The organism is Streptomyces sp. NPDC054883, from assembly GCF_053610645.1.
This window is the reverse complement of sequence record NZ_JBSGYT010000031.1, coordinates 64,560-91,114: the sequence shown is the minus strand read 5'-3', so window position 1 is coordinate 91,114 and position 26,555 is coordinate 64,560. Positions and strand designations below refer to the sequence as shown.

Here is a 26,555-nt window from a genome sequence, read left to right as displayed (position 1 = left end):
GCCGTACGCCGGACAGCCGGACCCCGCGCCGCCGTACGGACCGCCGCCGCCCGCCGCGCCGCCGTACCAGCCGCCGCCGTACGGCACGCAGCCGTATCCCGCGGTGTTCATACCGAGCAGGCTCGGCGTGGCCGACCGCCCCGGTGAACCGCTCGGCGGGGCGCGGGGGCGCCAGTGACCGGCGTGTCCCGCCCCGCCCTCGGCTGCGTCGGCAGCCCCCGGCTGCTGGCGGGGCTCGACCTGGCCGCCCGCCTCGACCTCGCCGCACACCTGGCCGTGCACGGGGCCCTGCCCCGCTATCCCGCCGAGGAACTGGCGAACCTGGCCGAGAGCGTGGACCTCAAGGGGCGCGGCGGAGCGGGATTCCCCTTCGCCCGCAAACTCCGCGCCGTCATCCGCTCCGCCCGGGGCCGCGACGGCCGGACCGCCGTCGTGGTCAACGGCAGCGAGGGCGAGCCCAGTTGCCTCAAGGACACCGCCCTGCTGCTGCACGTCCCGCACCTGGTGCTCGACGGTGCGCTGCTGGCCGCCGACGCGCTCGGCGCCGAGGAGGTGGTCGTCGGCGTCACCCGGGACGACGTGGAGGGCTCGCTGCGCGCCGCCGTCGCCGAGCGCGACCCCGCGGACCGCCGGATCCGCGTGGCCCGGCTCCCCGAACGCTTCGTCACGGGGGAGGGCACCGCCCTGATCAACGGCATCGAGGGCGGCCCCGCGCTGCCGTCCGGGCAGAAGGTGCGGACCAGCGACCGGGGCCTGGGCGGGCTGCCGACCCTGCTGTCCAACACCGAGACCTACGCCCAGCTCGCCGTCGCCGCGCGGCTCGGAACCGCCGAGTACCGGATGGCGGGCCTCGACGACGAGCCCGGCACCGTCATGCTGACCGTCGGGGGAGCCACGGTCGTCGAAGTGCCGACCGGGACGTCCCTGGCGTACGTCCTGGACCTCTGCGGATCCGAACCCGGCCAGGGCGTCCTGGTCGGCGGCTACCACGGCCGCTGGCTGGGTCCGGCCGCCGCCCGCTCCGCAGCGCTCTCCCGCCGTTCGCTCGCCTCGCTCGACGCCGTCCTCGGGGCGGGCGCCGTGCTGCCACTGCCCCACGACACCTGCCCCGCCGGGGAAGTCGCCCGCGTCACCCGCTGGATGGCGGACGAGTCCGCCGGGCAGTGCGGGCCATGCGCACGCGGACTGCCCTCGCTCGCCGACGCGGTGGACGCCCTCGTCGGCGGCGGCGGACGCCCGGCCCTCGAAGCCGTCCAGGCGCGGATGCGCTCGGTGCTCGGCCGCGGCGCGTGCAGCCACCCCGACGGCACCTCCGCCTTCGTGGCCTCCGCGCTCGCGGTGTTCCCCGACGAGTTCCGCGACCACGCGCTCGGCAGCGGCTGCGGGCGCCGGGCCCTGGGCGCGCTGCCCCTGCCGGCCGACGAGAGCCCCGAACGCCTCGTCGTGGACTGGACGCTGTGCAAGGGCCACGGCCTCTGCGTCGACCTGCTGCCCGACATCGTCCGGCTGGACCCCGACGGCTACCCGGCCCAGGGCGTCATGCCGGTCCCCGGACGGCTGCGGCCCAAGGCGCTGCGCGCGGTCCGCCGGTGCCCGGCGCTGGCACTGCGCATCCAGGAATGAGCGGGCAGCCGGGAAAGGGCCCGTCCCGAAAGCCGTGAACGGCCGCGGCCGGCCCCAGTTCAGCCTTTGGCGCGATCTGACAAATTCCCGTCCATTCGAATTCGGTGGGCTTCCCAGGCCTTATGAATGACCCAGGAAGAAGAACCACCGAATGGAAACGCAGGGAGTGAGCAACCGTGAACAACAAGCGTCGTGGGGCGGCCGCAGCCGGATCGGTGATGGCGGTACTGATACTCGCCGCCGGATGCGGGAGCGGCGGGTCGAACGCCGGCCGCGCGGGAAACTCCGTACAGCCGGTCGGGGACAGCAAGGCCATCGGAAGCGGATACGGCACCGCATACGGCTCCGGCGGATCGGGGGCGGACCCGGCCGCCGGAGCGGGCTCCGGCTACGGCGGCGATGCGGCGGCCGGCACGCCGGCCCGGGCCGGCCAGCTCGCCGTGCGGGACATCGCGAACGTCGGCAGCGTGGTCACCGACAGCGCCGGTATGACCCTCTACCGGTTCGACAAGGACACCGCCAAGCCCCCCACCTCGAACTGCTCCGGCGACTGCGCCACCGCCTGGCCGCCCGTCCCGGCGGCGGACGCCTCGGCAGCCGCGGGCATCGACGCCGCCATGCTCGGCGAGGTCACCCGCGCCGACGGGAGCAAGCAGCTGACGCTCGGCGGCTGGCCCGTGTACCGCTACGCCAAGGACACCCAGGCCGGCGAGGCCGCGGGCGAGGGCGTCGGCGGAACCTGGCACGCGCTGGCCGCCGACGGGAAGAAGGCCGTCGACCAGAAGGGCGGCCAAAAACCCGGGACGCCCGCCACCGGAGGAATGGGAGCGGGAATGGGCGGCGGTTCGGGAAGCGGAATGGGCGACATGAACGCCAAATCCGGTACCGAACTCTCCGTCGCCACCGACGCGAAACTCGGGAAGATCATCGTGGACGGCCAGGGGCGCACCCTTTACCGGTTCAACAAGGACAGCGCCTGGCCGATGAAATTCGGCTGCCTCGACGCCTGCCTGAACACCTGGAAGCCCGCCCTGCCGGTGGACAAGACGAAGGTGTCCGGGATCGCCGCGAAGCTGGTCGGATCGGTGAAGCGCCCGGACGGCACCGAGCAACTGACGATCGACTGCTGGCCCGTCTACCTGTTCACCGGCGACACCCAGCCCGGCCAGACCAACGGACACAACAAGCAGGGCCTCTGGTTCGCCGTCGACGACGCCGGCAAGAAGGTCCCCGCAGGCCAGTAGCCCCCTTGCCCCGAACCCCTGCGAGGGAGACATGCCGCAATCACCCCGTATCACCGCCCGCCACCTGGCGCCGTGCCTGGCCGTGCTGCTCGCCTCCCTGCTGTGCGGCGGGTGCGGTACCGGACACGCGAAGGCCCACGCCGCCGCCGCGCCCCCTGCGGCGGGCCGCGTCACCGTCCAGGACCTGGCGGCGGCCCTCGGCTGCACCGCCGAGATCACCGTCGATGCCGAGGAACTGCGGGAAGGGGCGTGCGGGGCGGGGGCCGCCGGGTTCCGGATCGCGACCTTCACCGCCGACGAAGGGCAGCGCGCGTGGCTGGCGCAGTCCCGCGAGTACGGCGGTACCTACCTCGTCGGGGACCGGTGGGTGGTCACCGCCGCCTCCGCCGAAGCGCTGGCGCCGCTGCGCGAGCGCCTGGGCGGGAAGGTGGAGACCGGCGACTCCCACGGCGCCGCCCACGGGGACCCCGGTGCCATGGAGCCGGGCCACATGGAGCCGGGCCACATGGAGCCGGGCATGGAGTCCGGAACCATGGGCCCGGGTCAGGGGGCCGCCTCCCACGAGGGGGCTCCGCCCGGCCCCGAGCACGCTCCGCCGGGCTAGAGGCCCGGCGGAACACCGAGAGGGACACTGGAGGTGAGGCCCCGGCCGTCCGGTCCGCGGGGTACGGGTCGCGCGGTGCGGCCCGGGTGGACCGGCCGCCGGGCCGCCGGGAGAGGCCATGAACGGCTCGGTCGCCGTGGGACGCGTGGTGGGCGTACCGCTGCGCATGCACTGGAGCGTGCCGCTGCTGGCGGTCTTCCTCGCGTACGGCCTCGGCCGCCAGACCCTCCCCCTGTGGACCCCGGGCCGCTCGAACGCGGTGTACACCCTCGCCAGCGCCGTCGGGGCACTGCTCCTGATGGCCAGCCTGCTGCTGCACGAGGCGGCGCACGCCGCGATGGCCCGCCGCAAGAAGATCTCCGTACAGGACGTGACGCTGTGGGCCCTCGGCGGGATGACCCGCATGGGCCGCCCGCAGAGCGCCTCGGCGGCCTTCGCGGTCGCCGTCAGCGGGCCGCTCACCAGCCTGCTCATCGGCGGGACCGCCCTCGGAGCCGGCATCGGCCTGGACCGGCTCCTGGGCTGGGCGGTGCCAGGCGCGGTCCTCGGGTGGCTGGGCTGGGTCAACCTGGCCCTCGGGGTGTTCAACCTGCTGCCCGCCGCTCCACTGGACGGCGGCCGGGTGGTCCAGGCACTGCTGTGGTGGCGGACCGGGGACCGCGATCGCGCCGAGCGGGCGGCGTCCCGCAGCGGCCAGGTACTGGGCGTCCTGCTCATGGGCGTCGGCTGGGTCTCGCTGCTGCGCGGCTCCTCCGGCGGGCTGTGGCTCGTGTTCACCGGCCTGTTCGTCATGGTCGTCGCGGGCGCGGAACGGCAACGCGCCGTCATGGGCACGGCCCTGCGAGGCGTCCGCGTCACCGACGCGATGACCAGCCCGGTCACCACCGGCGCCGACTGGCTGACCGTACGCCGCTTCATCGACGAGGTGGCCCTCCCGTCCCACCACTCCGCCGTACCGCTGCTCGACTTCGACGGCCGGCCCAGCGGCATCGTCGAACTGCGCAGGCTGGCCGCGGTCCAGGGCCCGCTGCGGGACACCGTGCAGGTGCGCGACGTGGCCACCCCGCTGTCGCGGTGCGCGGTCGCCGCCCCCGGCGACCTCCTGACCGAGGCCCTGGACCGGCTCGGCACGGCCACGGGCCCCCGCCTCCTCGTGGTGGACGAAGGCCGTCTGGTGGGCATTGTCACCGCCAAGGACATCACCCGTCTGATGCGCCGCCACGTGCTGGGCGGCGGGAAGCCGGGCTGAGACGGCCGGCGCAGGGGCGCGAACCCACCTTCACCCGTACGCGCGTGCCCGTCGTACGGCCTCGTGCGGACGGTGGCAGTAGACAGGAGGGGCGTGCGGCGGCCGGAGCCGGTCGCCCGCGCGCGAGCGAGCCCGCCGCCGTCCGACGCCCAGGGGACCAGATGACCGCTGTCACCGAGCCGATCGCGACCGTTCCCGGGCCGCGGAGATCCGCGGGACGGGTGGTGGTGGCCTGGTTGTCGACGACGGACCACAAGACGATCGGGCACCTGTACTTGATCGCCTCGTTCGTCTTCTTCGTGTTCGGCGGGATCCTGGCCCTGGTGCTGCGGGCGGAGCTGGCCCGGCCGGGGATGCAGATCGTCACCAACGAGCAGTACAACCAGATCTTCACCCTGCACGGCACGATCATGCTGCTGTTCTTCGCGACACCGACCTTCGCCGGGTTCGCCAATGCGGTCATGCCGCTGCAGATCGGCGCGCCGGACGTGGCGTTCCCCCGGCTGAACATGCTCTCGTTCTGGCTGTTCTTCTTCGGCGGCCTCATCGTCGTGGCGAGTCTGCTGACGCCGCAGGGGACGGCCGACTTCGGCTGGACCGCCTACACGCCGCTGAGCAGTGTGGAGCGGACCCCGTACATCGGCGGCGACATGTGGATCATGGGGCTGGCGATGTCGGGTTTCGGGACGATCCTGGGCGCCGTCAACTTCGTCACCACGATCATCTGCATGCGCTCGCCCGGGATGACGATGTTCCGGATGCCGATCTTCACCTGGAACATCCTGCTGACCTCGGTCCTGGTCCTGTTCGCGTTCCCGGTGCTGGCGGCGGCGCTGCTGGTACTGGAGGCGGACCGCAAGTTCGGTGCGCACGTCTTCGACCCGTCCAACGGCGGACCCATCCTGTGGCAGCACCTGTTCTGGTTCTTCGGGCACCCGGAGGTCTACATCATCGCGCTGCCGTTCTTCGGGATCATCACCGAGATCCTCCCGGTCTTCTCACGCAAGCCGGTGTTCGGCTACCTCGGCCTGATCGGGGCGACCATCGCGATCGCCGGCCTGTCGGTGACCGTGTGGGCCCACCACATGTTCGCCACCCAGGCCGTGCTGCTGCCGTTCTTCTCCTTCATGACGTTCCTGATCGCGGTGCCGACCGGGGTGAAGTTCTTCAACTGGATCGGCACGATGTGGAAGGGCTCGATCTCCTTCGAGACACCCATGCTGTGGTCGGTCGGCTTCCTGGTGACGTTCCTCTTCGGCGGTCTGACCGGCATCATCCTCGCCTCCCCGCCGATGGACTTCCACGTCACCGACACCTACTTCGTCGTCGCCCACTTCCACTACGTGGTCTTCGGGACGGTGGTGTTCGCGACGTTCGCCGGCTTCTACTTCTGGTGGCCGAAGATGACCGGCACCATGCTCGACGAACGCCTCGGGAAGATCCACTTCTGGACCCTGTTCACCGGCTTCCACCTCACCTTCCTCGTCCAGCACTGGCTGGGCGCCGAAGGCATGCCGCGCCGCTACGCCGACTACCTCACCGCCGACGGCTTCACCACCCTCAACACCGTCTCGTCCATCGGCGCGTTCCTGCTCGGCGGCTCGACCCTGCCCTTCCTCTACAACGTGTGGAAGACCGCGAAGTACGCGCCGCGCATCACCGTCGACGACCCCTGGGGCTACGGCCGCTCCCTGGAATGGGCCACCTCCTGCCCGCCGCCGCGCCACAACTTCGTCACCCTGCCCCGCGTACGCTCCGAATCCCCCGCCTTCGACCTCCACCACTTCGAGGTCTCGGAACTGGAGCGCCGGGAGAACGAGGGCCAGCGCGACGTGGTCGACCAGGACCAGGCCCTCTCCCCGCCCCGCGACGACTCCGCCGGACCCACGGGCGCCGGATAACGGGACGGCGGCGGACTATGGACGACACGGGTGGGGCGGAGGCGGAGGCCGCGGCCGGCCTGGCACGCCTGGAGGGCTACCTGATCAGCCAGGCGGCCCTCCGCGAGGCCCACACCGAGGCACAGGCCTTCGCCGGGCGGCTGACCTGGCTCGGCCTGGGCGAACGGCAGGAGATCGCCGGCCTCTTCGCGGAGCACCACCTGCGCCTCAAGCGGCAGATGCTGGCCGCCGTCGTGGCCCGCGGGGAGGAACTCGGGGCCGCGTACGAACACCGCTACCGGATGCTGCGCCGACGCCTCACGGCCGGCGTGCTGGCATCGGTCCCGGTGGTGCCGGCCCTGGTCCTCGGCCTGCTGCTCCTGTTGCGCTAGGCGGTGCCTTCAAGTGCTCGGGGCGGATCACGGTGCCGTGATCCGGGGCAGGCGGTCCCAGAACGGGCAGTGGTGGGCGGAACCCGCATCGACGGGGTGGATTCCGCCCGGTCCGGAGGCCAGCGACTGCACCGACCGGGCGCGGGATGACGAAGAGCCGAGGGCGGGCCAGGGCGGGGCGTCGGGGGTGTTCGGGTCGCCGGTGTGCGCGAAGCGGGTCCAGTAGTCGACCATCCGGTCGGACAGGGCGCGCTGGGCATCGGTCAGCGGCCGCTCCGTGGGGAAGGAGGAGAACAGGAACGGCATCTCGAAGCCGTGCGCCGCACCGTAGGGGAAGCCCGGGTTCGCCGGCAGGCCGGTGAGGACGGGGGCGTCCGGATCGCTGAACTCGTAGCCGTAGAGCGGGAGGCCGGGGGCATGAGCGGCGATGGCCCGGCCGGCCGCCAGTGTGGTGCACGTGAGGGACCGGTCGGTCAGCACCGCGGCCCAGGCCAGTGCGGGCGTGGGGTGGCCCGCCGCCGGGTACTGCGCTTCGACGGCCGGGGCCGCGGGCCCGAAGGCGTCCACCAGACGGGCGCGGTAGTCGGTCTCGCTGCGGATCGGGAACGCGGCGAGCGTCAGGCCGACGAACATCCGCATTTCATCCTGGTTGGTGCCCTGGAGGACCGGCACCCGCTGGAAGCGTCCCGACGCCAACGCCCGGTCCGGTGCCACGGGCAGCAGCGCGTTCTCGAAGGCGGGCCGGTTGAAGGACTGCATCAACTGCGCGGTGGCCAGGCGCTCCGTGCTCTGCCCGCGCAGGCACGCCAGTGCCTCCTCCGCCCCGCCCGCCGTGCAACCCAGGTCTCGGGCGGCTGCCGAACCGGCCGTCTGGACATCGTGCTGCGAGGCGAACGGCTCGTACGCCGGTGTCCCCGGCCCGAGTGCGCCGCGCGGGAAGGACATGAGGCAGGAACCGCTCTGGAGCACGGCCCGCTGGAAGAGTCCGACGGCCGTCGGGGAGGTGAGGTGTGCGCAGACGCCGAGGGCGCCCGCCGACTCACCGAAGAGCGTGACACTGCCCGGGTCACCGCCGAAGCGCTCCGCGTTCGCCCGTACCCAGCGCAGGGCGGCCTGCTGGTCCGCGAGGCCGAACGGCTCGGCGGAGCCCAACCCGGGATGGCCGAAGTAGCCGAAGATGCCCAGCCGGTAGTTGACCGTGACGACGACCGTGTCCCCCCGGACCGCCAGTTGTCCGGTGCTGTAGTCACTGCCGGAACCGCCCAGGAACGCCCCGCCGTGCAGCCACACCAGAACCGGGCGCTTGCGCCCCGCCGGGCTCGGTGCCGGTGCCGGTGCCGGCGTCGTGACGTTGAGGTAGAGGCAGTCCTCCGAGCCGACCACGGCGCCCGCACCTGGTGTCGGCATCTGCACACAGCGCTGAGCCGCCGTCCCCGCGTCCCGGACCCCGTGCCACGTGGCGGCCGGCGCCGGGGTGCGCCAGCGCAGCGGCCCCGTCGGCGGCGCGGCATAGGGGATGCCGTCGAAGGTGGCGTACGAGCCGTGTGACACGCCGCGTACCAGGCCGTGGTCGGTCCGTACGACAGGATCGGCAACGGGAGCACCGGCCGCCGGTGCGGCGGTGGCCGAGAGGAGCACGACGGTGCCGAGCAAGGCCAGAAGGGCCGCACGGAGCCTGTCTCTTCCGTGGGGACGTGGTGCTGTGGTGTTCGGGGGCATGCGTACCACCGTTCTTGGCCGGACGGCCCGGAGGAGGTCGCACGCGGCCTGTCGGGCCGGAACGAGGGCCCGAGCGGTGGCGGCGGTGCGACCGGCGCGGTCAGTGCTCCCTACGCTAGGACCTCCCGCGCGCTGGAGGTTCAAGGCACTGTGACGCACGACACGTGGAGCATCGGTGAGCTCGCGGCCGCAACGGGGGTCCCGGTGAAGACCCTCCGCTACTACTCCGACAGCGGTCTGCTGCCGCTGGCCGGCCGTAGCACCGGTGGTCACCGGCGCTACGGTCCCGAGGCGTGGGAGCGGATCCGTCTCATCAGACGCCTGCGGGCGCTGGACACTCCGATCGCGACCATCACCCGGGTGGTCACCGGTGAGTGCTCGCTCGGCGAACTGGTGTCGACCGAGCTGGAAACGGTGCAGGAACGACTGACCGAGCTGCGGTGGCGCGAAGCCACGCTCAGGGCCCTGGACGACTGCCCGAGCGAGGAACGGCTCCGGCGTCTGGAGATCCTCTCGCGCGTCCAGCGGCTCCCGCAGGCTCATCGCACCCTCACCGATCACTGGTACCGCGAGTTGTCCGCGGCCATGCCCAAGCGCCGGCTCGACATCATGATCGCCATGCTGTCCCCCGGACCGCCGCAGGATCCCGACCCGGACACGGCCCTGGCCTACGCCGGGCTCCATCTGCTGATCTCCACGCCCGACTTCACGCGCTGGACCCAGGACCACGACGAGGAGATGAGGGACGCCCCGGCCTTCTACGGGGAGATCGACGAGGCGGCCGCCCTGACGGCCGCCGCCGTGACCCGGGGTCGGCCGCCCGCCGCCGGGGACGCGGTGAACGCTTTCGTCTCCGCCCACGCACGGGCCCGGCGGGAGTCGGACACTCCCGCCTTCCGCGCGTACCTGCACGGGCTGGTGTCGAGGTCATCCGGCTTCGACCCCCGGCTGGAACGCTATTGGGCCCTGGTCACCGCCACCACCGGCGGGCGCACGCTGAACATGACGGTGGCTCACAGATGGCTGACCGACGGACTGGCGCTCTCGATAGCCGACGCCGGACCGCCCCCGGCACAGGACGAGGGGCCTTGACGGCACACCCGGGCGACGGCACGCCCGAGGCCTGAGACGCGGGCCGGCCGGGTACGGCACTTCGGTGATCAGGCCGTCGCGGACCCGCAGTCCTGGACGGCTCGCAGCCGCGCCGAGCCGGCGTTGGCCACAATGGGGGCCTGCCCGGTCCGCGGAAGGCGGCCGGGGGCCGAACCGGGGGAGCCCGCATGTCACGTACGCGGTCGAAGTCCGAACTCGACGCACTCACCGCCGAGTTCTTCGGCGCTTTCGACAACCGGGACGGCAGGGCCGCCGATGTCGGCCGGCTCCGTCGGCTGTTCCTCCCCGGCGGGGTGATCGTCAAGACCGGCCCGGACTTCACGGTCTACACCGTCGAGGGGTTCATCGAGCCCCGCCGGCGGCTGCTGGCCGACGGGCGCCTGGTCGGCTTCTCGGAGTGGGAGACCTCCGAACGCACCGAGATCCAGGGCGACGTCGCCTCGCGCTTCGGCGGCTACCGCAAGTCCGGGACCCTGGACGGCGTGCCCTTCGAGGGCTCCGGCACCAAGACCCTCCAGTTCGTCCGCACCCCCGAGGGCTGGCGCATAGCGGCCCTCTCCTGGTACGACCACCCCTGAACCGCAGGTCAGGGCGGCCCGGCCGGAGCGTCGGCCGCGGCCGGGGTGCGGGGCAGGAACACGGCGGCGGCGAGTCCAAGGAGCCCGACGCCGGCGAGGGTGATCATCGCGGCGGCGTAGGCGCCGGTACTGAGCCCGGCCACGAGGATCGTCCCGGCGACGGCGGTGCCCAGCGAGGAGCCGAGGTTGGACACGCTGCGGGACAGGCCGGAGATCTCCCCCTGCTGCGCCTCGGGGAAGCTCGACTGGACGACGTTGACCGACGGGGTCAGCATCACGCCCAGGCCCAGTCCGAGCAGGAGGAGCCCGGGAGCGAAGGCCCAGGCGCTCGCGAAGCTGTGGACCATGGCGATCAGGACGACGACGCCGACGATCGAGACGACGAACCCCGTCGTGATGAGCGTGCGCTGGGCCCGTCGTTTCGCGAGGCGTTCGGCGGCGAGGGACGAGGCGAGCAGGCCGAGCGTGGCCGCGGTGAAGACGACGCCGGTCTCGATGGCGTCGTAGCCGCGTACGACCTGGAGATAGGCCGCCACCGTGAACGAGGAGCCCATGAGCAGCAGCCACTGGACGTTCTGGGTGACGAGGCCGAGATTGGAGGTGCGGTTGCGGAACAGGCTGGTGGACAGCAGCGGTTCCTTGCCGGCGGCCTCGCGGGTGCGTACGTGGCGGAAGAACCAGAGCAGCGTGAGCGCGCCGAGCACGAGCAGGGCGATCATCAGCCGGACGTCGTTGTCGGCGGCCAGGATGCCCATGACGACGAGTACGAGACCGACGGCCGAGAGAACGGCTCCGAGGGTGTCGAAGGACCGCGTCGGATCCGGTGGCAGGGGGTCTTCGAGGCGACGGCTCAGCACGATGATCAACACGATCACCAGGGCCTGGAACACGAAGGCGGCCCGCCAGCTGATCCAGGAGGTGATGAGCCCGCCGATCAGCGGCCCCGCCGCGGCGCCGATGCCGCCCAGCGCCATGACGGCCCCGAACGCGCGGGCCCGGGAGGTCATGTCCGTGAAGAGGAGCGTCGTGAGGATGTACACGGGCGGGATGAGCAGGGCCGTGCCGACCCCCTCCAGGATCGAGTTGCCGAGGATCAGGACGCCCAGACCGGGGGCGACGGCGCTCAGCACGGCGCCGACACCGTAGACGGCGAGACCGGCCAGGAAGCACCGCTTGCGGCCGTAGCGGTCGGTCAGCTTGCCGCCGGGAATCATCAATGCGGCCATGACCAGCAGGAAGATGGTGATCGCGACCTGCACGCCCTGCACGGTGGTGTCGAGGTCCTCGCTCATGTCGTTGATCATCACGTTCATGTTCGAGCCGGCGAAGCTGCAGATGAACTGGGCGAGGGCGAGCGGTGCGAGGACCCGCCGCTGAGCCGTCGACGGCCGTCCCTCGGTACCCGGGTCAGCCATCGGCCTCGCCTCCGCACATGGGCAGATCAACCACGCTCACAGCCTGCGCCGAACCCCGCCGCCGCGCATGTGGAGCGGCCGCCGAAGCGCGCGCGGCGCCCCTGCCGGCGGTGTGGGTGCTGTCCCGAACCCGGACTCTCGCTCGTCCGGCTCGCCGGCGGCGAGGTGGAGACCGCGGCCGCCGCGGTCCGTGCGGTGCTGGCGCGGCCGCCGGCGATCCCGTCGAAGGAGCTGCCCCCCGCCTCCGGGCTGCGGCGGGCCCCCTTGCCGGACGCGCAGGTTCAGGGTCGCCGTTGCCGGAGCCGACCCGGAGACGGCCCGGGCTGCGGGCCGCGAGCTCGCGGAGGTGGCCGTCCGCTTCGAAAGCAACGCGCTCGCCGCATCGGCGCTCCGGGCGCGGGCGAGGTGCTGCTCGCCGAGGGCGATGCGGCCGGCGCGGCCGCGTCGTTCGCCGAAGCCGTCCGGGCCCGGACCGGGATCGGCGCCCCCTACGAGACGGCCGAGTGCCGGCTCCGGCTCGCGGACGCCCTGCGCGCCCCGGGGAACATCCGGGCCGAAGCCCTCGAGCGGGAGGCGGCGCGTGCCGAGCTCGAACGGATCGCCCGCGCGTGCGCGGCCGCCGATTCGCCCCGGGACACGACCGAGTCGAACACGTTCGTCCGGGAGGGCGACTACAGGAGGGCCGTCTTCGAGGGCCGGCGCAAGACCGTTCGCGACAGCAAGGGCATGCACCGCCTCGCCCGGCTGCTCGCCGCGCCGGGCCGGGAGCTCCACGTCCTCGACCTGGGCGCCGCCGACAGCGACGACCCGGCCCCCTCCTGGACGGCCGGGCCAAGGCGATGTACCGCCGACGGCTCACCGAGATCGAGGACGACGTCGAGGAGGCCCGTGCCGCCAACGACATCGGCAGGCAGGAACAGACCGAGCTCGAACGCGCTTTCCTGACCGACGAACTCGCCAGGGCGGTCGGGCTCGGAGGGCGCGACCGGCGGTCGGCGCGGCCTCCGAACGGGCCAGGGCCGCCGTGACCCAGGCCGTGCGCAAGGCCGTCGGCCGCCTTCGCGACGCCTCTCCGCCGCTCGCCGACCACCTCGACCGCACGATCCGCACGGGAACGTACTGCCCCTACGTCCCCGATCCGCGCGTTCCTTCCCCTTGGTCCGTCTGATGCGAACGCTCACCGCGGTGCGCAAGGGCGGCAGCCGCGCGACGCGTTCGTCTCCTCAGCCCGAGAGGGCCTTGGCCCAGCCCCGGTTGACGGTCTCCCTCGCCTTCTGCGTCTGTGCCTCCGTCGGAAACTCCGGCGTGCCCTCGACCGTCGGCAGTTTGTCCGCGGCGGCCTTGTCGAGGGTGCCGTCCTTCCTCATCGCGTCCATCAGGACGGGGCGGGCATAGGCTCCGAGCCGCAGGTTCTGGCCCTCCGGGCTGAAGACGTACTCCTGCCACAGACGTGCCGCCGCCGGGTGCGGGGCATCCTTGTTCACCCCGTTGGCGTAGTACTCGGCGAAGCTGCCGTCGAAGGGGATGGCGGTCCGCCAGTCGACGTCCGCACCCTTCTCCCGGAACTCGTCCGCGTATCCGAGATTGAGGAAGTCCCAGTCGATGCTGATCGGGGTCCGGCCCTTGGTGATCGTGGCCGGTGAGGACTCGACCGGGATGAAGTTGCCGTTCCTGCGGAGCTCGGCGAAGAAGTCGATGCCGGGCTGGATGTCGTTGAAGGAACCCCCGTTCGCCAGGGCCGCGGCGTACACCCCGGCGAAGGCGGAGCCGGAATTCGTGGGGTCGCCGTCGAGCGCGACCTGGCCCTTGTACTCGGGCTTGCGCAGATCGGCGAAGGTCGAGGGGCAGGTCTTGACGCGCCTGGCGTCGCAGCCGATCGACACGTAGCCGCCGTAGTTGTCGTACCAGCGGGCCCCCGGGTCCTTCTGGTTCCCGGGGATCTGGTCGTACGCGGCGACCTCGTACGGCGCGAGCAGGCCCTGCCGGGCCGCGGACTGCGCGAACGAGTCCCCCACGTCGACCACGTCGGGGGCCCGGCCTGCGCCCCTGTGCTCCTTCAGGGCGTTGATCTCGCCCTGGCTGGTACCTTCCGGGTCCTCCACCGTGACCTTGATCCCGTACTTCTTCTCGAAGCCGTCGATCAGTGCGCCGTAGCCGGCCCAGTCGCGCGGGAGCGCGATCGCGTGGAGCGAGCCCTCCTTCTTCGCCGCTGCGGTCAGTGCCGCCATGCCGCCGGCGTCCGCGGCCGAGATGGCCACCGCGGGTGCTCTGGGCGCGGCGGCGGGTTTGCCCGCACAGGCGCCGAGGGACGCCGCCGTGAGGGCCAGGCAGGCGGCTAGCGAGGCTGTCCGGAGACGGGGTGCGGGCACAAAGGCTCCATAACGGGCGATCGCGTACTGATCGAAGCCAGCGTACGTTCGGCGGCCCCGGCAGCGCAGTCCCGGACGGTGGTGTCCGCCGCCTTCCCCGCGGGCCGCCGTGCCGGAGGATCTCAGAACCCCTCGTCGTCCCACCCGGCCAGGAGCGCCTCCGCGAGATCCATCGCGGGCGGTGCGGTCTCGTCGTGGAGGGCCTGCTCGCTCCAGATGATCTTGCCGCGGGCGGTGTAGCGGGTGCCCCAGCGCTCGGCGAACTGCGCGACGAGGAACAGACCGCGGCCGCCCTCGTCGGTGGCCTCGGCCCGGCGCAGGTGCGGGGAGGTGCTGGACCCGTCGGAGACTTCGCAGACCAGGCTGCGGTCGTACAGCAGCCTCACCCGGATGGGCTCGGAGCCGTAGCGGATGGCGTTGGTCAACAGCTCGCTGAGGATGAGTTCCGTGGTGAAGGCGATGTCCTCCAGGCCCCAGTCCACCAGTCGGCGGGAGCAGGCCTTGCGCACCGGGGACACCGCCGCAGGATCGGGGGGCACGTCCCACTCGGCGATCCGCGCGGGGTCCAGCCGGCGGGTGCGGGCCACCAGCAGCGCGACGTCGTCGGCGGGTCTGGCGGGCAGCATCGCCTCGATCACCGCCGTGCAGGTCTCCTCCGGGGTGCGGGCAGGTCCGGCCAGGGCGGCGCGCAGCGCTGCCAGGGCCGTGTCCGGATCGCGGTCGCGGCTCTCGATCAGCCCGTCGGTGAAGAGTGCCAGCCGGGAGCCTTCCGGCAGGATGGCGGTCATGGTCTCCATGGGCAGGCCCGCGCCCAGCCCCAGCGGCGGGGAGACGGGCACCTCGGGGAAGGACACGGTTCCGTCGGGGCCGACCAGCGCCGGGCCCGGATGTCCGGCGGCGGCGGCCGTCACCTGCCCCGAGACGGGGTCGTAGATGGCGCACAGGCAGGTGGCCCCGGTGATCCCCTGCCACTCCTGCTGGTCCGTGTCGATGTGCGCGACCAGCTCGTCCAGGTGGCTCAGCAGCTCGTCCGGGGGCAGGTCGAGGGTGGAGAAGTTGTACACGGCGGTGCGCAGGCGGCCCATGGTCGCGGCGGCGTGCAGACCGTGCCCGACGACGTCGCCGACCACCAGGGCCACTCGGGCGCCGGGCAGCGGGATGACGTCGAACCAGTCACCGCCCACCCCGGCCTGGGCGGCCAGGTAGCGGTGGGCGACCTCGACGGCGGACTGCTCCGGTACGCCCCGGGGCAGCAGGCTGCGCTGCAGGGTGACGGCCATGGTGTGCTCGCGGGTGTAACGGCGGGCGTTGTCGACGGACAGTGCCGCCCGGGCGGTCAGCTCCTCGGCGAAGGACACGTCCTCCTCGTCGAACGGCGGGGAGTCCTGGGCCCGCCAGTAGCCGGCCATGCCGAGTACCACGCCCCGGGCCTGCAGGGGCACGGAGATCAGGGAGTGGATGCCGCGGTCGAGGATCCGTACGGCGTTGGCGGGGTCCTGGTCCCGCCAGCCGTGGGTGGCGCGCAGGTCCGCTTCCAGCACCGCGTGGCCGCCGGCCAGTCCGACGGCCATGGGGCTGCTGGGAACGAACCGGATCAGCTCGCCGACGGGATAGAGCGGATGGTCGCCCTGCAGGCCGACAGCGGCGGCGCGGCGCATCTCGGTGCTCTCCTCGGGCGGCTCCTCGCCGTGCAGCACGCGGTCCAGCAGGTCGACCGTGACCACGTCGGCGAACCGCGGCACCGCCACCTCCGCCAGCTCCTGCGCGGTGCGCTCCACGTTCAGTGTCGTTCCGACCTGCACGCCCGCGTCGTAGAGCAGCTTCAGCCGTTCGCGGGCCACCTCGGCCCTGCCGGTGAGTGCCCGCAGCTCGGTGGTGTCCCGCAGCGTGACGACGGTCCCGGCCTGCCCGTAGGGCGCGGTGGGCCGGATGTTCACCGCCAGCAGCCGATCGCCCGCCATGTGCACCTCGTCGGTCACGGACCGGCCCGATGCGATCAGCGCCGCGATCCCGGCCTCCAGGCCCAGGTCCGTGACGGGGCGCCCTTCCGCGTCCGCCGGCAGGTCCAGCAGCCGCCGCGCCTCGTCGTTGGCCAGCAGCAGCCGTCCGCCGCTGCCGACGATCAGTACGCCCTCCCGCACGGCGTGCAGCACCGCGTCGTGGTGCTCGTACATCCTCGTCATCTCGGCAGGTCCGAGGCCATGGGTCCGGCGCAGCAGCCGACGGCTCACCAGAGCCGTCCCGCCCGCGGACAGGCCCAGCACCACGGCCGCGCTGCCGAGGACGACCGGCAGCTGCCGGTTCACCATGTTCTGCACGTTCTGGACCGTGACCGGCGAGGAGACGACGGCGATGACGCGGCCGTCGGGATCCTTGACGGGGACCACCGAGACCACGGACTGACCGAGGGACCCTTCGAACGTCTCGGTGAAGGACTTGCCGGCCGCCGCCTTGGAGAAGGGCCCGATCACGTGCTTCCCGATCTGCCGCGGGTCGCTGTGGGTGATGGTGAGGCCGTCGAGCGTGTACACGTTGATGCCGTCGACCTCGGAGATCTTCCGGGCCGCCTGCGCGCGCGGCTGGAGCACCGCGCTCGGATGGGGGCTGCGCAGGGCCGGGACGATTCCCGGGGATTCCGCGAACGTGCCGGCGGCGGCGAGCGTACGGTGCCGGGCGTCCAGCATGGCGGCGCTCCGGGCCTGCACCACGAGCGCGGTCACCGCGGCGGCGACCAGGAGCACCACGACGGCCAACTGCAGGAGGAACACCTCTCCGGCCACGCTGCGCACGCTCAGCAGGGAGGACAGGCCCTGCGGCCGCCGCGCCGTTCCCCCCGGCGGCCGGGGGTGTTCCCGATGCGCCGTGCGGTGCCTTGGGCGGGGCTGCCGAGGGGGAGCGGAAGTGCTTGTGGTCAAGCCGAGCAGCCAACGCCGGAAATCACCCAGGAAGTCGCCCATACTCCATTTTCTAACCTCTTCCGGGCGTCGGCAGCGGGGAGCGCCGGCCACCGGCCGGCAGCCCCGAACCGGCTTGACCGCGCGTCGGAAGACATATCACCGGACATGCCGATCGTTGTAGGCTCCGGGGACCGCCCTTGACCTGCGCACGCGGGCAGGGAGCAGACGAACCGGGAGTTACTCGATGCTGCGCACCATGTTCAAGTCCAAGATCCATCGGGCCACCGTCACCCAGGCCGATCTGCATTACGTCGGGTCCGTGACCATAGATGCCGATCTGCTGGACGCCGCCGATCTGTTGCCGGGGGAGCTCGTCCACATCGTGGACATCACCAACGGGGCCCGGCTGGAGACGTACGTCATCGAGGGGGAGCGGGGGTCCGGGGTCATCGGGATCAACGGCGCCGCCGCGCACCTCGTGCACCCGGGCGACCTGGTCATCCTCATCAGCTACGCGCAGGTCGAGGACGCCGAGGCCCGGTCCATGAAGCCGCGCGTCGTACACGTCGACGCGGACAACCGGATCGTCGAGCTCGGGGCGGATCCCTCCGCCCCGGTTCCCGGAACGGACCAGGAGCGCAGCCCCCACGCGGTGGCTGTCTGAGGAGAGCGGGGGAGCATGGCCGAGAACCGGGCGATCGAGTTCGAGGACGACCGCAAGGGCGGGCGGCTGCTGGCCGTCGAGGGCGGGGCGGTGATCGGTTTCATCGCGTACTTCGTGCTGGCCCGGGACCCCCGCGCGCTGGTGGCCGTCCACACCATCGTCGAGCCGGGCCACGAGGGCCGTGGCATCGGCGGACAGCTCGTGCGGACCTTCTACGGGATCGCCGCGGCCGAGGGGGTTCCCGTGGTCCCGCTGTGCCCTTACGCGGCGAGTTGGGCGGCCAAACACCCCGACCAGGCGCCGGCGGCCCCCGCCGAGCTGGTCGAGGCGGCGAAGGCGCAGCTGAGCGCCGATTCCGACCTCTGGTGACCGGCGGCTCCCTGACCCTGCTGCACACCTCCCCGGTGCACGTTCCGGTCTTCGACGCACTGCGGGACCGGGGCCACCCCGGAGCCGTACTGCGGCACCTCGTGGTCCCCGAGCTGCTGGAGCGGGCCCGTACGCACGGGCCCGAATCGGTGGCTCCCGGCGTGCGGGACGCGCTCGCCGGGACCGCGGGGCCGGTGCTGGTCACCTGCTCGACGATCGGGGCCGTCGCCGAGTCGCTCGGGCCGGTCATCGGCCGGCCCGTGCTCCGCGTGGACCGGCCGATGGCGGCCGAGGCCGTGCGCACCGGTCCGCGGATCGTCGTACTCGCCGCCGTCGCGTCCACCCTCGCCCCGACGGTCGAGCTGCTGGAGCAGGAGGCCCCCGGGCGGCCCGTGGCCGTCCGTACCCGCCTGGTCGCGGGGGCGTGGCAGCGCTTCGAAGCGGGGGACACCGCCGGGTACCTCGCCCGGGTGGCCCGTGAGGCGGACACCGTCGCCGACGCGGACGTCATCGTCCTCGCCCAGGCCTCGATGGCCGGCGCGGCGGATCTGCTCACGACGGCCATCCCCGTCCTGAGCAGCCCCGCCACCGGGCTGGCCGCCGCTCTGGGCCCGCAGGACCGGTAGGGCGCCGGCGGGCGTACCCGCCCGGTTCCGGGGAAGGTGCGGCCTATGGTGCTCAACCTCACGGTGCTCGACGAAGACCAGACGCAGCCACCAGCCCCGGAGCCCGATCCGGTGCCCGCGCCCCCGCCCGGGCCCGGGCCGTTCCCGGAGCCCGACCCCGTGCCGCGGCCCGTGCCCCCGGTCCCGGGGCCCGTCCCGGAGCCCGATCCGGTGCCGCCGCCCCCCGGGCCGGCCCCGATCCCGCAGCCGGGGCCGCTGGGTCGCGGGTAAAGCGTCAATTCCCCCTCGAAGACAGCCGGTTGTCGCTATTGTCAGCCTCCACCGGCGCCGTTAGCTTGTGCGGTTCCGGCACGTCTTCAAGGGGGGGCTCCCATGGGTGTACGGGGCCGGCACCGCCGGTACCAGCCGAGCAGCATCAACCGCGCCTCGCTCGCAGTCACCGCCGGTGGCGCGGGCATCGCGCTCCCGCTGATCGGCGCCGGGGCCGCCCACGCGGCCTCCGAGGACACCTGGAACAAGGTCGCCGCCTGCGAGTCGACCAACAACTGGCACATCAACACCGGCAACGGCTACTACGGCGGGCTGCAGTTCAGCCAGAGCACCTGGCGCGCCTTCGGCGGCACCGCCTTCGCGGCCCGCGCCGACCTGGCCACCAAGGAGCAGCAGATCGCGGTCGCCGAGAAGGCGCTCAAGGGGCAGGGGCCCCGCGCCTGGCCGGCCTGCGGCCCGCAGGCCGGGCTCAGCCGCAGCGGTCCGGCCCCCGGCCCGGCGCCCGCCGTGATCCCGCGCCAGCAGACGGCCCCCGCGGCCGTCCAGGCCCAGGCCCCGGGCGCGCTCCGCCCCACCGGTACCCCGGTCCTGCCGAACCCGTACGTCGTCGCGCCCGGGGACTCGCTCTCGGCGATCGCCACCGGCCAGCACGTAGAGGGCGGCTGGCAGGCCCTGTACGAGACCAACCGGGCCACCATCGGCGGCAACCCGGACCTGATCTTCCCCGGACAGCGGCTCACCCTGCGCGTCACCACCGCCCCCGTCGCGCCGCCCGCCCCGAACCCGGAGAAGCCGCCGCGGGTCGCCGAGCCGGTCAAGCCGGTACAGCCGGCCGCCCCCGAACCGGAGCGGGCCAAGCCCGAGCAGGCCAAGCCGGCGGAGTCGGCGTCAGCGAAGGAGAAGACGGCGACGGGCGGCTTCTCCGCTCCCGTCGACGCCGCCATGGGCACGGCGTACCGCGTCGCCGGTTCCTCCTGGTCCAGCGGCTACCACACCGGCGTCGACTTCCCGGTGCCGACCGGCACCAGCATCAAGGCCGTCGGCCCCGGCACGGTCCTCTCGGCCGGCTGGGCCGGGGCGTACGGCTACCAAGTCGTCATCCGGCACGCCGACGGGCGGTACTCCCAGTACGCCCACCTCTCCGCCCTCGGGGTCAAGGCCGGGCAGCAGGTCTCCGGCGGTCAGCGCATCGGCCGCTCCGGCTCCACCGGCAACACCACCGGACCGCACCTCCACTTCGAGATGCGCACCGGGCCCGGGTACGGCACCGACATCGACCCCCTCAAGTACCTCCGCGGGCGCGGCGCCGACATCTGACCCCCGTACGTGCGGCGGCACGGCCGTGAGCAGGACCAGGCCGGCCGCCGCCACCACGGCGCTCACCAGCGCCGCCGCCGTCCCCGCGTACCCGTACCGGAAGCCCTCGTCGAACAGGGTGAGCCCGACCATCGCGGCCACCACCGGGTTGACCACCGTCAGCGTGGCGAGCGGCGCCGTGAGCCCGGCACCCCGGTAGGCCGCCTGCGACAGCAGCAGCCCGCCGCACGCCAGGACCGCGATGGCCAGCAGGTCGGGCCACCGGGCGGCCGGCGCGTCCGCGGAGAAGCCGTCGGCCGCCGACTTCGTGAACACCGAGGCCATGCCGAAGGCCGTGCCCGAGGCCGTGGCCAGCAGCACGCCGCGCAGCACGGCCCGCTGCATCCGGCGCGCCGCCACGACCAGCGCCGCCACCGCGGCGCCCGTCACGATCAGCAGCAGGCCCCGCTCGCCGCCCGCCAGGGTCCGTCCGGCGTCGCGGTCACCCCCGGTCAGCGCCAGCAGCCCGGCCAGCCCGACGGTCGCCAGCACCGCCCCGCGCCAGGCCGCCGCACCGGCCCGGCGGTGTACCAAAACGGCCGCCATCGGGAGCGCGAAGACGATGGTCAGCGCCCCGAGCGGCTGCACCAGGCTCAGCGGCCCGTAGGCCAGCGCGACCACGTGCAGCGCCGCCCCGAGGCCGTTCAGGGCCACCGCCGCCCACCAGACGGGCCGGTGCAGCGGAGCGTAGGGGCGGTCCGGCAAACCGTCCGCGACGTGCTCCTGGACGATCGCGCCCGCGGCGTACGCGACAGCCGACGCCAGGCAGAGCAGGACCGACAGTGCCAGTGCACTCATGCTGTGCACAATGCCCCACCCGGTCGGCCTATTCCGGCCCCCGTCCCACCCGTGCCGGGCCGGGTCGGCCCCTTCCCGGCGACCCGTTTCCGGCCATCCGCAGGGTGACGGTTCCTCGCGCTCCGTGAGGAGGCCGGCCACGGGTTTGGTGCGGGGCGCGTGGCCTCCGTACAGTTGCGGTTTTGAGGACTTCCGCAGCAGGCGGATGCGGACGAGTGATCAAGGAACGGCAGCGGCCATGACGGTGACCGAAGACAACCACGTGACCGTGGACGACGCCCCGGCGTACGGCCCGGGCATCGATCCCGACCGGCTGGCCCTCTGCCTCAGCGTCCTCGACGAGCTCGACAAGCTCGACGTGGACCACCCGGACGCCGTCACCGTGCGCCGCGCCACTGCGGGCCTCTACCGCACGGTCAAGCAGCGCCGCCGGCAGGAGCGCCGCGCCGCCAAGACCGCCAACGACAAGGCCGTCACCGAGGCGACCGCGACCGGTTCCGCCGAGCGCATCGACGACGAGACCCAGGGCAACGCCCTGACCGCCGCCACCAAGGGCCCGATCGCCGGGATACTCCAGCGCCCGCGCTCCTGCTACATCTGCAAGACGCGCTACGTCGAGGTCGACGCGTTCTACCACCAGCTGTGCCAGGACTGCGCCGCCTTCAACCGCGCGCGCCGCGACGCCCGCACCGACCTGAGCGGCCGCCGCGCCCTGCTCACCGGCGGCCGCGCCAAGATCGGCATGTACATCGCGCTGCGGCTGCTGCGCGACGGCGCCCACACCACCATCACCACCCGCTTCCCCAGCGACGCGATCCGCCGGTTCAAGGCGATGCCGGACAGCTCCGAGTGGCTGCACCGGCTGAAGATCGTCGGCATCGACCTCCGGGACCCGGCGCAGGTCGTCGCGCTCGCCGACTCCGTCGCCGCCGAGGGCCCGCTCGACATCCTGATCAACAACGCCGCCCAGACCGTGCGCCGTTCGCCGGGCGCCTACAGCGAGCTGGTCGCCGCCGAGAGCGCCCCGCTCCCGGCCGGTGAGCTGCCCTGCGCCGAGGTGATCGGCACCTTCGGCAGCGGCACCGTCGACCGGGTCGCGGCCCTGCCGACGGGCAAGGGCGAGAAGCTCACCGCCCAGGACGTCACCGAGCTCGCGCTGGTCTCCGGCTCCGCGTCCCTGGAGCGGATCGCGGCCGGCACCGCCATCGACGCGGGCGGCCTGGTCCCGGACCTGCACGACACGAACAGCTGGATCCAGACGGTCTCGGAGGTCGACCCGATCGAGCTCCTCGAAGTGCAGCTGTGCAACTCCACCGCGCCGTTCATCCTGATCAGCAAGCTGCGTCCGGCGATGGCCGCGGCGGGGGCGGACCGCCGCTACGTCGTCAACGTCTCCGCGATGGAGGGTGTGTTCAGCCGCGGCTACAAGGGCGCCGGGCACCCGCACACCAACATGGCGAAGGCCGCCCTGAACATGCTGACGCGCACCAGCGCCCAGGAGATGTTCCAGAAGGACCAGATCCTGATGACCGCCGTGGACACCGGCTGGATCACCGACGAGCGTCCGCACCCGGACAAGGTCCGGCTCGCCGAGGAGGGCTTCCACGCCCCGCTCGACCTGGTGGACGGCGCGGCCCGGGTCTACGACCCGATCGTCCGCGGCGAGGCCGGCGAGGACCTGTACGGCGTCTTCCTCAAGGACTACGCGCCCGCCAACTGGTAGGCAGTCGCCCCGCCCGCGCGCCCCGGCCCTCCCGTGCGGAGGCCGGGGCGCCGCCGTATCAGCCGGTCCGCCGGGCCGTCGTGCGCGCGAACTGCCCGGCTGCCGCCAGCTGCAGCACCGGCCGCCAGTCCTCCATCACGCCCGCGTCCAGCCCGACCACCTTGCCCGCGTCGTCGGCCTGGCGCAGGATCACCGCGGCCGCGGCGTCCCGGTCCGCCTCGAACGCCCGGACTTCCGCCCGGTCCATCAGGCCGCCCTGCTCGCGCAGGGTCAGCGCGCTCTGCGGGGACAGGGCCCGCCCGGGCCCGGTGGTGGCCGGGTAGCGCCTCGCCGGCACGTGCAGCCGGACCAGCTGCGCCACCCGGGCTCCGAGCAGCGGCCGGACGGCCCGCGCCGCGTGGCCGGCGTGTTCCGCGTCGTCCCCAGGGACCAGCAGGTTGCCCAGGTCGTGCACCAGACCCGCCACCTGGAGTTCCTTGTCGGAGGGGTGCGACCGGCGCAGCAGCGCCGCCGTCTGCAGCCCGTGGTCGTGCAGGTCCACCGGATCGCCGCTGCGGTCCGGGGTGTCCCACGCCCCGCGGCAGGCGTGCAGCAGTTCCATCAGTCCCTCGACACCGTCCACTTCCGGCACCTCGGACCTCGTCACCGCTCCTTCGCTCGCGACCGCACGTACGGCCCGAGCAGAGCATCCGCCGGCGACGCGCCGTGCCACGACTTCCTGAACTCGGGGGAAAGACAAGAGGACAGGAGTGAATTTTGCCTTTCCATCGAGCGGGGCCCCGCTCATATGTGTACTCTTGAGCGCATGAAAGGGCCCCACCACGGCCCTCCCTCGCTCCATCACGGCGCCACCGCGTCCGGTATCCCTTTATTCCTGCCCGGCGCGGGGTTCGCCCGCCGGGTTACGCGACACAAAGGAGTGCGCGGTGACAGAACTGACGAAGTCCGACCAGGTCCTGCTGGAACGGTCGGGGTGGCAGGGCAAGACCCGCTCCGCCGAACTCGGCAGCCTCGAAGTGTGGGCCCGGTCCGCGCCGATCCGGCTGGCGGGCTACGAGGACGACCTGGCGGAGCCGCACATCCTGCCCGGCATCGACTGACGGTCCCGGCGACACAGCGCCCCCGCGCCGGCTCGGCGGCGGGGGCGCCGCTCGTCCGTGCGAGGTTCCCGCACCGGGTACGCCCTGGGCGTCATCGCTGAGGGCGATCAAGGGTTCCGGGCCCCGGGCCGGGCGGGCAGGCTGACCGGCATGAGACTGCTGATGCTGGGCGGCACCGAATTCGTCGGACGCGCCCTCACCGAAGAGGCCGTGGACCTGGGCTGGGACGTCACCGTCTGCCACCGTGGACACCACCCGCCCCCGGCGGGCACCTCCGTCCTGCACGGGGACCGCACCGCCCCCGGCGGCCTGGCCGCGCTCGCCGAGGGGGAGTGGGACCTCGTCGTCGACACCTGGAGCGGGGCCCCCACCGCCGTGCGTGACAGCGCCCGGCTGCTCGCGGGCCGCGCCGGACGGTACGTGTACATCTCCAGCCGCTCGGTGTACGCCTACCCGGCCCCGGCCGGCCTGGCCGAAGACGGCCCGCTCGTGGCGGGCTCGCCCGACGCGGAGGCCACCGCCTACGCCGAGGACAAGCGGGGCGGTGAGCTCGCCGCCCTCGACGCCTTCGGCGAGCGCGCCCTGCTCGTGCGCGCCGGGCTGATCCTCGGCCCGTACGAGAACGTCGGCCGGCTGCCCTGGTGGCTGAACCGCGCCGCCCGGGGCGGGCCGATGCTCGCCCCGGGCCCGCGTGACCTTCCGCTCCAGTACATCGACGTCCGCGACCTCGCGCGCTGGACGCTGGGGGCCGCCCCGGCCGGGCACGGCGGCGCGTACGACCTGGTCTGCCCACCCGGGCACGCCACGACGGCCGGTCTCCTGGAGGCCTGCGCGGCCGTCACCGGAGGCGGGGCGGAGCTGCGCTGGACCGGTCCGGACGTGATCGAGGCGGCGGGCATCGAGCCGTGGACGGAACTGCCCGCCTGGCTGCCGCCGGGCGGACTCCACGACTTCATGTGCCGCGCGGACGTCACCAAGGCCCTGGCCTCCGGCCTGACGTGCCGGCCGGTCGAAGAGACCGTCGCCGACACCTGGACCTGGCTCCGGTCCCTCGGCGGGGTCGCTCCCCACCGCCCCGACCGGCCGTTGAAAGGCGTCTCGGCGGAGCGGGAGGCGGCGCTACTCGGGCTCTGACCAGGCCGCTTCGGCGAGACGCGTGGGCGGCAGGTACTCGCGCAGCAGGGTGCGGTGCCACCAGGCGCCGGTCTCGCGGAGTTCGCGCCAGGTGGTGAACCGGTAGCGGTAGAGCCTCGCCCGCACGTACACCGGCGGCGCGTCCGGGAAGGGGTTGTGGCGCAGCAGCCGCAGCGTGTCCCGGTCGTTCGACAGCAGCCGCTCCACGAACGGCCCGAACCAGTCCCGCGCGTAGCCCGGGGAGAGCGCCGCGAACCACATCAGCCAGTCCAGCCGCAGGTGGTAGGGGGCGTACTGGCGGGGGACGCGCCGCGGATCGCCCGGCTTGCCCTTGAAGCCGTACTCGCGCCAGTCGCCGTCCGCCCTGGGTGCCTGCTCGGCGGTGCCCTCCACCACCACCTCGTCGCGGATCCGGCCGACCGTGCCGAAGGCCCCGTACGTGTTGACCAGGTGCAGGGAGTCGAAGGAGCGGTTCATCACCTGGCGCCGGGAGAGCATGTTGGCCACCGGATGCCGGCTGAGGACGAGCACCAGCGCGGTCACCGCGCACACCAGGACCGCGTACCAGAGCGGCGCCGGGCGCGAGGCCGCCGCCGGGGGCGGTCCGGTGAGGCCCGTGAAGTCGACGGCGGACAGCGCCGGCGCGATCGTGATCCAGTTCAGCCAGGCGAAGTTGCCCGAAAGCACCAGCCACAGCTGCGTCGCGACGATGATCCCGGCGGCGTACGAGGCCACCGGCTGCGGCGTGAACAGCAGCACCGGGACGACCAGTTGGGTCACGTGGTTCGCGGCGCACTCCACCCGGTGCAGCGGCTTCGGCAGGTGGTGGAAGAACCAGCTCAGCGGCCCCGGCATCGGCTGCGTCTCGTGGTGGAAGTAGAGGCAGGTCAGCTTGCGCCAGCAGGCGTCGCCCCGCAACTTGATCAGCCCGGCGCCGAACTCCACCCGGAACACGAGCCACCGCAGCAGCCACAGCACCAGCACCGGCGGCCCGGTCCGCGCGTTGCCGAGGAAGACGGCGAGGAACCCCACCTCCAGCAGCAGCGACTCCCAGCCGAAGGAGTACCAGGTCTGCCCCACGTTCACGATCGACAGGTAGAGCAGCCACAGCACGGCCCACATCCCCATCGCCGCCCCCAGCGGCACGGCGTCGCCGGCGCCCGCCAGGAGCGCGGCGGCCAGCGCCGCACCGGCCCAGGCGCAGCCGGCGAAGAGCCGGTCCGAATAGCGCCATTGGAACAGGCTCGGGGCCCGCCGGAAGGGGACGTGGCGCACGTAGTGCGGCACGGGGAGCATGCCGTGCGCCCCGATCAGGGCACGGAACTGGAGGGCGGCGGCGGTGAAGGCGCAGAGGTAGACACCGGCGAGGGCCCGCTGGAAGACCAGCCGGCCCAACCAGTAGCCGGGCGCCGTGAACCAGTCCATCCCCTCC

At 73.1% G+C, this 26,555-nt stretch carries 22 protein-coding genes and 1 pseudogene; 16 read left to right on the top strand and 7 right to left on the bottom strand.

The window, feature by feature from the left end; all coding sequences use genetic code 11:
• The first annotated feature begins 183 nt into the window (after nucleotides 1-183).
• The 6 genes from ACWGH1_RS22745 to ACWGH1_RS22720 all read left to right on the top strand — a co-directional run bounded on the left by ACWGH1_RS22745 (nucleotide 184) and on the right by ACWGH1_RS22720 (nucleotide 6,992).
• On the top strand, nucleotides 184-1,623 hold the full coding sequence (locus ACWGH1_RS22745) for an NADH-ubiquinone oxidoreductase-F iron-sulfur binding region domain-containing protein (RefSeq protein ID WP_453355973.1): 1,440 nt from the start codon (nucleotides 184-186) through the stop codon (nucleotides 1,621-1,623).
• Nucleotides 1,624-1,799: 176 nt separating this feature from the next.
• A complete protein-coding gene (locus tag ACWGH1_RS22740; RefSeq protein WP_453355972.1) occupies nucleotides 1,800-2,867 on the top strand; it encodes an SCO0930 family lipoprotein in 1,068 nt (355 codons plus the stop codon).
• Nucleotides 2,868-2,898: 31 nt separating this feature from the next.
• On the top strand, nucleotides 2,899-3,471 hold the full coding sequence (locus ACWGH1_RS22735) for a hypothetical protein (protein ID WP_453355971.1): 573 nt from the start codon (nucleotides 2,899-2,901) through the stop codon (nucleotides 3,469-3,471).
• Nucleotides 3,472-3,589: 118 nt separating this feature from the next.
• Entirely contained in the window at nucleotides 3,590-4,720 is a 1,131-nt protein-coding gene (locus tag ACWGH1_RS22730) for a site-2 protease family protein (protein ID WP_453355970.1), read from the top strand.
• Between the two features lie 161 nt (nucleotides 4,721-4,881).
• Complete coding sequence (ctaD, locus tag ACWGH1_RS22725; protein WP_453408960.1) at nucleotides 4,882-6,621, top strand: aa3-type cytochrome oxidase subunit I; 1,740 nt, start codon at nucleotides 4,882-4,884, stop codon at nucleotides 6,619-6,621.
• A gap of 17 nt (nucleotides 6,622-6,638) precedes the next feature.
• Entirely contained in the window at nucleotides 6,639-6,992 is a 354-nt protein-coding gene (locus ACWGH1_RS22720; protein WP_453355649.1) for a hypothetical protein, read from the top strand.
• A gap of 27 nt (nucleotides 6,993-7,019) precedes the next feature.
• On the opposite strand, the gene ACWGH1_RS22715 is transcribed toward ACWGH1_RS22720, so the two are convergent.
• Nucleotides 7,020-8,645, bottom strand: coding sequence for a carboxylesterase/lipase family protein (locus tag ACWGH1_RS22715; protein WP_453355650.1), 1,626 nt, complete (start codon nucleotides 8,643-8,645; stop codon nucleotides 7,020-7,022).
• A gap of 216 nt (nucleotides 8,646-8,861) precedes the next feature.
• On the opposite strand from ACWGH1_RS22715, the gene ACWGH1_RS22710 reads away from it, so the two are divergent.
• Together ACWGH1_RS22710 and ACWGH1_RS22705 are read left to right on the top strand one after the other, a co-directional pair.
• Nucleotides 8,862-9,803: a helix-turn-helix domain-containing protein gene (locus ACWGH1_RS22710; protein WP_453355651.1), complete on the top strand. Its 942-nt coding sequence runs from the start codon at nucleotides 8,862-8,864 to the stop codon at nucleotides 9,801-9,803.
• 188 nt (nucleotides 9,804-9,991) lie between these two features.
• Nucleotides 9,992-10,402, top strand: a complete 411-nt coding sequence (locus tag ACWGH1_RS22705) for a nuclear transport factor 2 family protein (protein WP_453355652.1) — start codon at nucleotides 9,992-9,994, stop codon at nucleotides 10,400-10,402.
• Nucleotides 10,403-10,410: 8 nt separating this feature from the next.
• Here ACWGH1_RS22705 and ACWGH1_RS22700 read toward each other — a convergent pair whose 3' ends face one another.
• Complete coding sequence (locus ACWGH1_RS22700; protein WP_453355653.1) at nucleotides 10,411-11,817, bottom strand: MFS transporter; 1,407 nt, start codon at nucleotides 11,815-11,817, stop codon at nucleotides 10,411-10,413.
• 405 nt (nucleotides 11,818-12,222) lie between these two features.
• Between ACWGH1_RS22700 and ACWGH1_RS22695 the strand changes: the two genes are divergently transcribed.
• Entirely contained in the window at nucleotides 12,223-12,762 is a 540-nt protein-coding gene (locus tag ACWGH1_RS22695) for a hypothetical protein (RefSeq protein WP_453355351.1), read from the top strand.
• Nucleotides 12,763-13,040: 278 nt separating this feature from the next.
• On the opposite strand, the gene ACWGH1_RS22690 is transcribed toward ACWGH1_RS22695, so the two are convergent.
• Complete coding sequence (locus tag ACWGH1_RS22690; protein ID WP_453355350.1) at nucleotides 13,041-14,186, bottom strand: ABC transporter substrate-binding protein; 1,146 nt, start codon at nucleotides 14,184-14,186, stop codon at nucleotides 13,041-13,043.
• A 122-nt stretch (nucleotides 14,187-14,308) separates the two neighbouring features.
• On the bottom strand, nucleotides 14,309-16,975 hold the full coding sequence (locus ACWGH1_RS22685) for a SpoIIE family protein phosphatase (RefSeq protein WP_453355349.1): 2,667 nt from the start codon (nucleotides 16,973-16,975) through the stop codon (nucleotides 14,309-14,311).
• Nucleotides 16,976-17,327: 352 nt separating this feature from the next.
• Here ACWGH1_RS22685 and panD point away from each other — a divergent pair, with 352 nt between their 5' ends.
• The 4 genes from panD to ACWGH1_RS22665 all read left to right on the top strand — a co-directional run bounded on the left by panD (nucleotide 17,328) and on the right by ACWGH1_RS22665 (nucleotide 20,329).
• The gene (gene panD, locus ACWGH1_RS22680; RefSeq protein ID WP_453355348.1) at nucleotides 17,328-17,747 is read left to right on the top strand and encodes an aspartate 1-decarboxylase; all 420 of its coding nucleotides are present in this window, start codon (nucleotides 17,328-17,330) and stop codon (nucleotides 17,745-17,747) included.
• Between the two features lie 15 nt (nucleotides 17,748-17,762).
• Nucleotides 17,763-18,116 carry a GNAT family N-acetyltransferase gene (locus ACWGH1_RS22675; protein ID WP_453355347.1) on the top strand — a complete coding sequence of 118 codons (354 nt, stop codon included), beginning with the start codon at nucleotides 17,763-17,765 and terminating at the stop codon, nucleotides 18,114-18,116.
• Nucleotides 18,110-18,742, top strand: a complete 633-nt coding sequence (locus ACWGH1_RS22670; RefSeq protein ID WP_453408961.1) for an aspartate/glutamate racemase family protein — start codon at nucleotides 18,110-18,112, stop codon at nucleotides 18,740-18,742. Before ACWGH1_RS22675 ends, ACWGH1_RS22670 begins: the two co-directional genes overlap by 7 nt.
• 372 nt (nucleotides 18,743-19,114) lie before the next feature.
• Entirely contained in the window at nucleotides 19,115-20,329 is a 1,215-nt protein-coding gene (locus tag ACWGH1_RS22665) for a transglycosylase family protein (protein WP_453408959.1), read from the top strand.
• 102 nt (nucleotides 20,330-20,431) lie between these two features.
• On the opposite strand, the pseudogene ACWGH1_RS22660 reads toward ACWGH1_RS22665, so the two are convergent.
• Nucleotides 20,432-21,166 (bottom strand): annotated as a pseudogene (locus ACWGH1_RS22660) (DMT family transporter); the annotation flags it as partial.
• 238 nt (nucleotides 21,167-21,404) lie between these two features.
• Between ACWGH1_RS22660 and ACWGH1_RS22655 the strand changes: the two are divergent.
• Nucleotides 21,405-22,889: an SDR family NAD(P)-dependent oxidoreductase gene (locus ACWGH1_RS22655; protein WP_453356212.1), complete on the top strand. Its 1,485-nt coding sequence runs from the start codon at nucleotides 21,405-21,407 to the stop codon at nucleotides 22,887-22,889.
• A gap of 58 nt (nucleotides 22,890-22,947) precedes the next feature.
• On the opposite strand, the gene ACWGH1_RS22650 is transcribed toward ACWGH1_RS22655, so the two are convergent.
• Nucleotides 22,948-23,490 (bottom strand): inositol oxygenase family protein, encoded by a 543-nt coding sequence (locus ACWGH1_RS22650; RefSeq protein ID WP_453356213.1) that lies wholly within the window; start codon nucleotides 23,488-23,490, stop codon nucleotides 22,948-22,950.
• A gap of 325 nt (nucleotides 23,491-23,815) precedes the next feature.
• Between ACWGH1_RS22650 and ACWGH1_RS22645 the strand changes: the two genes are divergently transcribed.
• The gene (locus tag ACWGH1_RS22645; RefSeq protein ID WP_453356214.1) at nucleotides 23,816-23,989 is read left to right on the top strand and encodes a hypothetical protein; all 174 of its coding nucleotides are present in this window, start codon (nucleotides 23,816-23,818) and stop codon (nucleotides 23,987-23,989) included.
• 150 nt (nucleotides 23,990-24,139) lie between these two features.
• Nucleotides 24,140-25,123, top strand: coding sequence for an NAD-dependent epimerase/dehydratase family protein (locus ACWGH1_RS22640; RefSeq protein ID WP_453356879.1), 984 nt, complete (start codon nucleotides 24,140-24,142; stop codon nucleotides 25,121-25,123).
• Here the strand turns inward: ACWGH1_RS22640 and ACWGH1_RS22635 are convergent.
• Nucleotides 25,109-26,548: a lipase maturation factor family protein gene (locus tag ACWGH1_RS22635; protein ID WP_453356876.1), complete on the bottom strand. Its 1,440-nt coding sequence runs from the start codon at nucleotides 26,546-26,548 to the stop codon at nucleotides 25,109-25,111. The genes ACWGH1_RS22640 and ACWGH1_RS22635 overlap by 15 nt on opposite strands.
• Nucleotides 26,549-26,555: the final 7 nt, after the last annotated feature.